This window comes from Mycobacterium sp., assembly GCF_029961025.1.
GTDB lineage: Bacteria > Actinomycetota > Actinomycetes > Mycobacteriales > Mycobacteriaceae > Mycobacterium.
This window is the reverse complement of record NZ_JASBVP010000016.1, coordinates 63,970-74,160: the sequence shown is the minus strand read 5'-3', so window position 1 is coordinate 74,160 and position 10,191 is coordinate 63,970. Positions and strand designations below refer to the sequence as shown.

The window sequence follows — 10,191 nt, the reverse complement described above, 5'->3', positions numbered from 1 at the left end:
CAAACCGCCGGCTCCAACATGTTCGACACCGACTCCGCCGTGGGCTCCAGCTGGGTCTGACCGCAGGCCCGACAACCGAACCGCCGGCAGCGGCAGCACACCGGGGAGGTAAGGTGTGCTGCCGCGTGTGCGTGTCCGCACCCACCGACCACGGAAGGCTGTGATGGATCAACAGAGCTCCCGCACCGACATCACCGTCAACGTCGAGGGCTTCTGGATGCTGCAGGCGCTGCTGGATATCCGCCACGTCGCCCCGGAGTTGCGGTGCCGGCCGTACGTCTCCACCGATTCCACCGATTGGCTCAACGAGCATCCGGGGATGGCGGTGATGCGCAAAGAGGGCGTCGTCGTCGGCGATGAGGTCAACGAACACGTGGCCGCGCGGATGCGGGTATTGGCCGCACCCGACGTCGAGGTGATCGCGCTGCTGTCGCGAGGCAAGCTGCTCTACGGTGTCATCGAGGGCGAGGATCAGCCACCGGGATCCCGCGACATCCCCGACAACGAGTTCCGGGTGGTGCTGGCCCGTCGCGGCCAGCATTGGGTGTCGGCGGTCCGGGTCGGGCCGGACATCACCATTGACGATGTCGCGATCACCGACACCGCCTCGATCGCCGCCCTGGTGTTCGACGGCCTGGAGTCGATTCACCACGCCGACGCGGCCGCGATCAACGCGGTCAACGTGCCGCTGGACGAAATGCTGGAAGTCACAAAGACCTGGAAAGACGCCGGTTTTAACGTCTTTTCCGCGGGGGATCTGCGGCGCCTGGGTCTCAGCGCGGCCACGGTCGCCGCACTCGGCCAGGCCCTCGCCGACCCGGCGGCCGAGGCGGCGGTCTATGCTCGGCAATACCGCGACGACGCCAAAGCCCCCAGCGCCTCGGTGCTTTCGTTGAAAGACGGATCCGCGGGGCGTATCGCCTTATACCAGCAGCCCCGCACCGCGGGATCGAGCGAAACCTGGCTGGCCATCTGTCCGGCAACCCCGCAACTGGTGCAAGTCGGTGTCAAAACCGTGTTGGACACACTGCCCTACGGCGACTGGAAAACGCATCGCAGAGTTTAACAATGCGGGTCTCGGCGTTGAACGATTCACGGCGAAACGCTGGCGATTCCGAATAGCCCGGAGCAAAACATGCGGCCGCGGTGCCGACGGCGCATAATGCCCTAGTGCAACAGCACCACACGGGGATACCCACACCGGATAACTGACGAGGCGGAGCGATGGACTCAGACCTTCTCCACCGGCACCTGCGGCCGGAACGCAACCCCGCGACGGGCGCGTCCCGTTCGCCGAGCAGCGCGGCACCGGGCTCCCAGCCGCCCGCGTTCGCTACCACCCGGGCGGTGGCCCGATGACCGCGGTAATCGAGGCGCCGCAACCCGGCGCGGAAGCCGTCTCGTCGCCACGGGCGGCCGTGATCGCCATCATGGCCGCCGACGTCCAGGTGGGTGTGCTGCTGGATGCCGACGCCCCGGTGTCGGTGATGATCGACCCGCTGCTGGACGTGGTCAACACCCGGCTGCAGGAGTTGGGTGTGGCACCGCTCGAGGCGAAGGGCCGCGGCCGCTGGGCGTTGTGCCGGGTTGACGGCACCCCACTGCGGCCCACCCAGTCGCTGACCGAGCAGAACGTCTACGACGGCGACCGGTTGTGGCTGAGGTTTGTCGAGGACACCGAACGCCGGGCCGAAGTCGTCGAGCACATTTCCACCGCGGTGGCGATCAACCTCAGGAAGCATTTCACCGCGATCGACCCGGTGGTCGCGGTGCAGGTTGGTGCGGTGATGCTGGCGGCCGGGGAGCTGCTCGCGACGGCTCTGCTGGGCTGGTGGCGCTGGCATCACGACTCCTGGCTGCCGGCCGGTGTCGCGGCGGTGATCGCCGCGCTGACGCTGGCGGTGGCCACGGTGATCCTGATGCGCTCCGAGACGGTGCCGGCTCGCCGGGTCGGTGATGTCATCCTGTTCAGCGGGCTGGTGACGGCGGCGGTCGCGGCGGCGGCCGCGCCGCCCGGACCGGTGGGCGCGCCACAGGCTGCGTTGGGCTTCGGGGTCCTCGGCGTCGGCGCCCTGGCGGTAGTCCGGTCCACCGGTCGCCGGCTGGGGTTATATACCGCGATCGTCACCGTCAGCGTCGCCGCGGCGGTCGCCGGTGTGGCGCGAATGGCGTTCATGACCGGCCCGGTAACGCTGATGACCTGTGTGCTGTTGGCCTGTGTGCTCGGCTACCATGGCGCCCCGGCGCTGGCCCGGTATTTGGCCGGCATCCGGCTGCCGGTGTTCCCATCGGCAACCAGCCGCTGGGTGTTCGAGGCCCGGCCCGATCTGCCGACCACTGTGGTGGAGTCCGAGGGCGGAACTCCGACGTTGGAAAGCCCGGCATCGGTCCGTGCTGTGGTGCTGGAAGCCCAGCGTGCGCGCTCGTTCTTGCTGGGGCTGCTCGCCGGGATGGGTGTGCTGGTGGTGGTGTGCACCACCGGGCTGTGTGATCCACACACCGGGCAACGGTGGCTGCCGGTGCTGCTGGCGGCGTTCACCGCCGGGTTTCTGCTGCTGCGTGGGCGCTCCTATGTGGACCGGTGGCAGTCGATCACCCTGGCCGCCACCGCGGTGCTCATTGTTGCGGGTGTTGTCACCCGATATGTAATGGTCCTGGCGGATCCCCTGATGCTGTCGGCGGGGGTGGCGATCCTGGTGTTGCTGCCGGCGGCCGGCCTGACGGCTGCGGCGGTGGTGCCCAACACCATCTACAGCCCGTTGTTCCGCAAGTTTGTGGAATGGATCGAATACCTCTGCCTGATGCCGATCTTCCCGCTCGCCCTCTGGTTGATGAATGTCTATGCCGCAATCCGCTACCGCTAACAACTGGCTGCGGTACGGCCGCACGGCCGCGGCGACCGCAGCAACGATTATGGTGGTGACGGGCACGGTGACCGGTGCTCCGGTCGCGAACGCGATCGCCCCGCCAACCATCGATCCGGCCGCGATGCCGCCCGACGATCCGCCCGGGCCGCTGCAGCCCATGCGGCAAAGCGCGTACTGCACCGAAGTCGGGGTATTGCCGGGCACCAATTTTCAGGTGCCGCCGAAATACCTGGCCATGCTGAATCTGCCCGCTGCGTGGCAGTTTGGCCGTGGCGGCGGGGTGAAGGTCGCCGTCATCGACACCGGGGTAGCCCCGCACCCCCGGCTGCCGCATCTGGTTCCGGGTGGGGATTATGTGATGGCCGGTGGCAATGGGCTATCGGACTGCGACGCCCACGGCACGCTGGTGGCCTCGATGCTGGCGGCGGAGCCGGCGACAGCCGTGCCGGAGGCGCCAAACATTCCCATCCCCCAGACCTATCCCACACCCGAGGCGCCGCCGACGCCCCCGCCGCCGCAGACGGTGACCCTGAAACCGGCGCCGCCGCCGCCGCCCCCGCCCCCGGAGACGGTGAGGATCTCGCAGCCGCCGCCGCCGGCCCCGTGGTTGCCGCCGCCGCCGCCGGTGACCGAAAAGGTGGGTCCGCCCCCGGTGGAGGAGGAGGCACCCAGCGCGTACCGCGGGCACGGCACGACGCTGCTGCCCGGCTATTCCGGGCACGGTCGGGTGCAGGGCGTCGACAACCCGCACCCGCGTGACCCGGCGCCGCCCGAACCTCCGGCACCTCCGGCGCCGGCGCCCCCGGCGGCGCCTTCGGCGGCGACGCCCGGTCAGCCGACCGACGCGTTCACCGGGGTGGCCCCGGATGTGGAGGTGATCTCCATCCGGCAGTCAAGTGCGGCGTTCACCCCCAAGGACCCGTTTACCGGCAGCCAGGATCCGCAGACCGCGCAGAAAATCAACAACATGGAAACCATGGCGCGGGCGATCGTGCACGCGGCGAACATGGGCGCCCGGGTGATCAACATTTCCGGGGTCACCTGCATGAGTGCGCGCAATATCATCCATCACCCGGACCTGGGGGCGGCGGTCCGTTACGCGGCGGTCGACAAAGACGCCGTGATCGTGGCCGCCGCCGGGGACACCAGCCAGCGCGACTGCAAGCAGAACCCGCTCTACGACCCGTTGCGCCCCGACGACCCCCGAGACTGGGGCGGTGTGGAGACGGTAGTGACCCCCGCGTGGTTCAGCGACTATGTGCTAACGGTGGGGGCGGTGGATTCAACCGGCGCACCGATGAGCAACGTCAGCATGGCCGGTCCGTGGGTGTCCATCGCCGCGCCGGGCGATGACATCGAAGGATTCTCGCCGCGCGACGACAGCTTGATCAACGCGATCGAGGGTCCCAACAACTCTTTACTGGTGCCGGCCGGGACCAGCTTTGCGACCGCGATCGTCTCGGGGGTTGCGGCGCTGGTACGTGCGAAGTATCCGCAGCTGTCGTCACATCAGGTCATCAACCGGTTGATTCGCACGGCTAGGCCACCGGCCCGCGGCGTGGACAACCAGGTGGGCTACGGGGTCATCGACCCGGTTGCCGCCCTGACCTGGGACGTGCCCGACGGTCCGCCCCGACCGCCCAACCGGTTGTCGGCACCACTGAAGCTTCCGCCGCCGCCGCCCGCCCGGGATATGACGCCGGTGTGGGTGGCCGCCGGGGGGCTGGCTGCCGTGGTGCTGGTGACCGGCGTGGTGTTCGGTGGTGCAATGGTGATGCGGCGATCAACGAGGAACCGATGAACGAGCCAAGAAAAGCGCAGCACTGGTTGGGATTGGCCTGGTCGTGGCCGCGGCTCACGACGGTGTTTCTCATCGACGTGGCCCTGCTGGCCCTGGCCAGCCACCTGCCCGACGCCTGGCAGGCCCACCACATCGGGTGGTGGGTGGGTGTGGCCCTGGCGGCGATGGTCACGGCTGCCGCGACCGTCACCTATCGGCGTACCCCCCTCACCTCGGTGCTGGCAGCGCGGGTGCTGGATCGGTTCACCGATCCGGAGGCAATGCTCGTCGAGGGACGCACCCCCCCGGTCGATCATCGCCATCGCTTCGCCCGCGACGTGGTGGGAATTCGCGAATACCGGGGGCGGCTGATCGCGGTGATCGCCGTGCAGGCACGGCCCGACGCGCTGGCGGGGCGTCATCGCCATCCGCAGGCGCCGCTGGCCCCATTGCCGGTGGCGGCGGTCGCCGCGGGACTGCGCCAGTTCGATCTGGATCTTGAGGGCATCGACATCGTCGCGGTGGCCACGCGGCGGCGCCCCACCGACCGCACCGGCTCCGCCCGGGAAGGATCGGCGCCCGAAGCAGAGTCCTCACCACCCGATCAGCGGGACACCTGGCTGGTGTTGCGAATGGACCCGCAGCGCAACCTCGCCGCGGTGGCGGCCCGGGATTCGGTGGCCTCGGCGTTGGCGGCCGCCACCGAACGGCTGGCGCACGATCTCGACGGGAGCGACTGCGCGGCCCGGCCGCTGACCGCCGAGGAGATCGCCGCCGTGGATGTCGCCGTGCTCGCCGGTCTGCAACCGGCTCACGTGCGCGCCCGCCGGAGCCGTCTTAACTCCACGGAATCCGCGCAGCCCGCGCAGTTCGTGGCCAGCTTCTGGATCTCACCGCAGGACATCACGTCAGAGACGCTGGCTCAGCTGTGGGTGCCCGACGCCGAGGCCATGGTGCTGACGGTCCGACTCACCCCCGTCGACGGCCGGACCGAGGTATCCGCCTGGGTGCGCTATCACAGCCGCCGGCCGCTGCCCAGAAAGGCGTGGGAGGGGTTGAATCGGCTCACCGGCCGCCAGCTGGCGGCGGTGTGCGCCAGCCTGCCGGTGCCCGCCCGGCGCCCGCGCCTGGAGACACCGGCCCGGACGTTAGCTCACAACGACGAGCTAGCGGTGGCGGTGGGTGCCGCCCAGCAGTCGATGAGTGGGGTGGGAACGCGCTGGTGAGCAGTCCCCCGACGGCCGCGGGCGATGCCCGCAACGCGATGGTGGCCGGTCTGCTGGCTTCGGGTATTTCCGTCAACGGGCTCCGACCCAGCAACAACCCGCAGGTGGCGTTGCAGATGTTCACCACCGCCACCGGCATCGATCCGGGCATGTGTGACGCCTGGTTGGCGCGGGTGCTGGCGGGTGACCAAAGCCTCGAGGTGCTGGCCGGCGCATGGGCGGCGGTCAAGACGTTCGGCTGGGAGATCCGCCGTTTGGGACTCACGGATTTGGAGTTCCACCCGCAGGTTTCCGACGGGCTTTTCCTGAAGCTGGCGATCACCAGCGTGGAGTCACTGGCAGCCGGCTACGCCGCGGTGCTCGCGCAGGCGAAACGCTACGCGGAGGCCGCGCAGCTGCTGGACGCCGCCGAGCCGCGCACCCCGACCGATGTCGAACTCGTCAGATACGTGCGCGGCCTGCTGTATTTCCGCACCGGTCGGTGGCCGGATGTGCTCACGCAGTTCCCAGCGGCCACACCCTGGCGACAGCCGGAGCTGAAAGCGGCTGGGGCGGCGATGGCCACCACGGCGCTGGCCTCGCTGGGGGTCTTCGAGGAAGCCTGCCGGCGGGCGGAGGAGGCCATCGAAGGGGATCGGGTGCCGGGAGCGGCGAATGTCGCCATGTACACCCAGGGGATGTGCCTGCGGCATCTGGGCCGCGAAGACGAGGCCGTCGAGCTGCTGCGGCGGGTGTACTCACGGGACGCCAAGTTCGGCCCCGCTCGGGAAGCATTGGACAACCCCAACTATCGGTTGGTGCTCACCGACCCGGAAACGATTGAGGCCCGTACCGATCCATGGGATCCCGCTTCCGCGCCGACCCGGGAGCAGACCGAGGCCGCCCGGCACGCCGAGATGGCCAAAAAGTATTTGGCCGAAGGAGATGCCGAGCTGAACGCGATGCTGGGCATGGAGAAGGCCAAGCGCGAGATCAAGCTCATCAAGTCGACGACGAAGGTCAATCTGGCCCGCGCCAAGATGGGCCTGCCGGTGCCGGTGACCTCGCGGCACACCTTGCTGCTGGGCCCGCCCGGCACCGGGAAGACGTCGGTGGCCCGGGCGTTCACCAAGCAGCTGTGCGGGCTGGGTGTGTTGAGAAAACCGCTGGTGGTGGAGACCAGCCGCTCCAAGCTACTGGGCCGTTACATGGCCGATGCCGAGAAGAACACCGAGGAGATGCTGGAGGAGGCGCTGGGCGGCGCGGTCTTCTTCGACGAGATGCACACGCTGCATGAGCGCGGCTACCACCAGGGCGATCCTTACGGCAACGCGATCATCAACACGGTGCTGCTGTACATGGAGAATCATCGCGACGAACTGGTGGTGTTCGGGGCGGGCTACGCCAAAGCCATGGACCGGATGCTGGAGGTGAATCCCGGGCTGCGCCGGCGGTTTTCCACGGTGATCGAGTTCTACAGCTACACCCCCGACGAGTTGATCGCGCTGACCAAGCTGATGAGCCGGGAAAACGAAGATGTTGTCACCGATGAGGCGGTCGAGGTGTTGCGCCCGTCCTACACCAAGTTCTACCTCGACGAAAGTATCTCCGAGGATGGGGATCTGATCCGGGGCATCGACCTGCTCGGCAACGCCGGGTTTGTGCGCAACGTGGTGGAAAAGGCCCGCGATCACCGCAGCTTCCGCCTCGACGACGAGGACCTCGATGCCCTGCTGGCCAGCGACGTCAGCGATTTCAGCGAAGATCAACTACGCCGATTCAAAGAGTTGACCCGCGAGGACCTGGCCGAAGGTCTCGCCGCGGCCGTGGCCGAGAAGAAGAACGCCTAAGGCGCCCGGCGGCGGATTTTGCCGGCAGCCCCCACGTCGGGTGGCTCTGATGTGTGTGCGGCGGGGCTGTGCGAGTTGCCGGCGGCCCGCTGGCCGCGGTGGGGCCGGACCCGGACGTCGCCACCGCTCCAATTGGAGCGCTTGCCGCGGGATTTTTGCGTCGGCTCGATTTATCCCGGTGTTTTATCGTTGTTTACCTTTTGATGGCGGGTGTTCATCGAATTAAGGGAAATGCACAACTGATCGCCGACTTCGGTAGGTATGCAGTCACGTCAATTTGGCGAGTGTTGTTGTGCTGCAGGGTGTTTGGGTGGTTTTTGGTGGTTTTTGGGTGGTGGGGTGTGTGGGGTTTTGGGGGGAACTCTTTGGGGGTGGGGGGCGACTACTTGAATAGCGCAACCGAATTTGGCCGGTGGGCGCTTGGTCATTAAAGGAGAGGAACTGCGATGTCTTTTGTGTTTACCGAGCCGGAGATGATGCTCGGGGCGGCCGGTGATTTGGGGGGTATCGGCTCGGCGGTGGCCGCCGCTAATGGGGCGGCGGCGGGGCCGACGAGCGGGGTGGTGCCGGCGGCCGCCGATGAGGTGTCGGTGTTGACCGCGGCCCAGTTCGCCGCGCACGCGGGCCTGTATCAGGCGGTGGCCGCGCAGGCGGCGGCGATTCATGACATGTTTGTGGCCACCTTGGGGGCCAGCGCGGGCTCGTATGCGGCCACCGAGGCCGCCAACACCGCGGCGTTGTGAGGGGGTGTTGGGGATGGATTTCGCGGTGTTGCCCCCCGAGATTAATTCCGGGTTGATGTATGCCGGCCCGGGGGCGGGTCCGTTGCTGGCGGCCGCGGCGGCCTGGGAGGGGCTGGCCGGGGAGTTGTATTCGGCGGCGGCCGGTTACGGGTCGGTGGTTTCGGGGTTGACCAGTGGGGCCTGGCAGGGGTCGGCGTCGGCGGCGATGGCGGCCGCGGCCGCCCCGTATGTGGGGTGGCTAAGCAGCACCGCCGCGCAGGCCGAGCTGACCGCCGCGCAGGCGCAGGCGGCGGTGGCCGCCTATGAGGCGGCGTTTTTAGGCACGGTGCCCCCGCCGGTGATCGCGGCCAACCGGGCGTTGTTGATGGCGTTGATCGCCACGAATTTCCTGGGGCAAAACACCCCGGCGATCATGGCCACCGAGGCCCAGTACGCCGAGATGTGGGCCCAAGACGCGGCCACGATGTATGGCTATCAGGGCGCGGCGCTGGCGGCGACCTCGGGGTTGCCCACCTTTAGCCCGGCCCCGCAGACCACCTCCGGGGCCGCGCTGGCCGCCCCGGCGGCCGCGACCGTGCAGGCCGGTGGGGTGTCGGGGACCCAGACGCTTGCGGCGGCCCCGGCGGTGCTGGGCGCCCCGCTGGGGGCCGCCACCGCCTCGGGCGCACCGCTGGCGGCCAGCACCACCGCCGCGGTCGCGCCGCTGGCCAGCGCCACCTCCGGCGCGGCCTCCACCGCGGCGTCCACGGCCTCGAAGGCGGCCACGTCATCCAAGTCGCTGCTGGGCTCGCTGTTCGGCTCGGGCTCGCTGATGAACCAGTTGGGGTTTTCCAGCCCGGCGGCGTTGGCCAGCACCCTGATCGGCAATGAGCACAACGTGATCAACGACCTGGGGTGGGAGCTGAGCCAGGTGGAGACGTTGTCCAAGCCGGCCGCCCAGGCGGCCGAGCACGCGGCCGCGGCGCTGCCCAACATCATCAACAACATGCCCCCGATTTCGGGGTTGGGCGGGCTGGCCGGCGCGGCGCCGGTGGCGGCCGGGTTGGGCCGGGCCGGCTCGATCGGGGCGCTGTCGGTGCCGCAAAGTTGGGCCCCGGCGATCGCGGCGGTGCCCAAGACGGCCACCGCGCTGCCGGAGGCGCTGCCCTCGGCGGCACCGCCGGCCGGCGGGCCGGCCGACATGCTCGGCGGGGTGCCGCTGGTCGGGGGGCTGGGGCGGGGGATGGCCGGGGGTCCGGCGCCGCGCTACGGGTTCCAGCTGTCGGTGGTTCCGCATCCGCCGGCGGCCGGGTGAGGGAAGGGGGGCCAGCGGTTCAGCACTAACCAATCCAGTCAATCCAGCAAGCCATCACCTCAACAAATGTTGACCACACGGTAAGGAGACACGACAATGCCGATGCGTTTTATGACCGACCCCGACCAGATGCGGGCGATGGCGGCCCGCTTTGAGGGCCACGCGCAAACCGTTCAGGGGGAGGCCGCCAAGATGTGGGCCTCCACCCAAAGCATCGCCGGGGCCGGCTGGAGCGGGGCCGCCCAGGTGAGCTCCTACGACACCATGGCGCAGATGAATCAGGCGTTTAACAACATCGTCACCATGCTGCACGGGGTGCGTGACGGGTTGATCCGCGACGCCAACAACTACGAGACCCAAGAGCTGGCCTCCCAGCACCTGCTGAGCAGCTAGCAACCACCTACCAGCAGCTATTAGCAGCTATGCCCAAACCCAGTGACATGTAAGGAGAA

At 68.6% G+C, this 10,191-nt stretch carries 8 protein-coding genes; all 8 read left to right on the top strand.

Features of this window, described 5'->3' with window-relative positions:
- The first annotated feature begins 163 nt into the window (after window positions 1–163).
- The 8 genes from QJR12_RS16515 to QJR12_RS16480 all read left to right on the top strand — a co-directional run bounded on the left by QJR12_RS16515 (window position 164) and on the right by QJR12_RS16480 (window position 10,132).
- Complete coding sequence (locus QJR12_RS16515; RefSeq protein ID WP_300584400.1) at window positions 164–1,066, top strand: ESX secretion-associated protein EspG; 903 nt, start codon at window positions 164–166, stop codon at window positions 1,064–1,066.
- 289 nt (window positions 1,067–1,355) lie between these two features.
- Window positions 1,356–2,864 (top strand): type VII secretion integral membrane protein EccD, encoded by a 1,509-nt coding sequence (eccD, locus tag QJR12_RS16510; RefSeq protein ID WP_300584398.1) that lies wholly within the window; start codon window positions 1,356–1,358, stop codon window positions 2,862–2,864.
- Window positions 2,842–4,668: a type VII secretion-associated serine protease mycosin gene (mycP, locus tag QJR12_RS16505; RefSeq protein ID WP_300584396.1), complete on the top strand. Its 1,827-nt coding sequence runs from the start codon at window positions 2,842–2,844 to the stop codon at window positions 4,666–4,668. Before eccD ends, mycP begins: the two co-directional genes overlap by 23 nt.
- A complete protein-coding gene (gene eccE / locus QJR12_RS16500) occupies window positions 4,665–5,873 on the top strand; it encodes a type VII secretion protein EccE (protein WP_300584394.1) in 1,209 nt (402 codons plus the stop codon). The genes mycP and eccE overlap by 4 nt, the downstream gene beginning before the upstream one ends.
- Window positions 5,870–7,702 (top strand): type VII secretion AAA-ATPase EccA, encoded by a 1,833-nt coding sequence (eccA, locus tag QJR12_RS16495; protein ID WP_300584392.1) that lies wholly within the window; start codon window positions 5,870–5,872, stop codon window positions 7,700–7,702. The genes eccE and eccA overlap by 4 nt, the downstream gene beginning before the upstream one ends.
- Window positions 7,703–8,148: 446 nt before the next feature.
- Window positions 8,149–8,445, top strand: a complete 297-nt coding sequence (locus QJR12_RS16490; protein ID WP_300579495.1) for a PE family protein — start codon at window positions 8,149–8,151, stop codon at window positions 8,443–8,445.
- 13 nt (window positions 8,446–8,458) lie between these two features.
- Window positions 8,459–9,739 (top strand): PPE family protein, encoded by a 1,281-nt coding sequence (locus QJR12_RS16485; RefSeq protein WP_300579496.1) that lies wholly within the window; start codon window positions 8,459–8,461, stop codon window positions 9,737–9,739.
- Window positions 9,740–9,835: 96 nt separating this feature from the next.
- Entirely contained in the window at window positions 9,836–10,132 is a 297-nt protein-coding gene (locus QJR12_RS16480; RefSeq protein ID WP_300579497.1) for a WXG100 family type VII secretion target, read from the top strand.
- Window positions 10,133–10,191 lie beyond the last annotated feature (59 nt).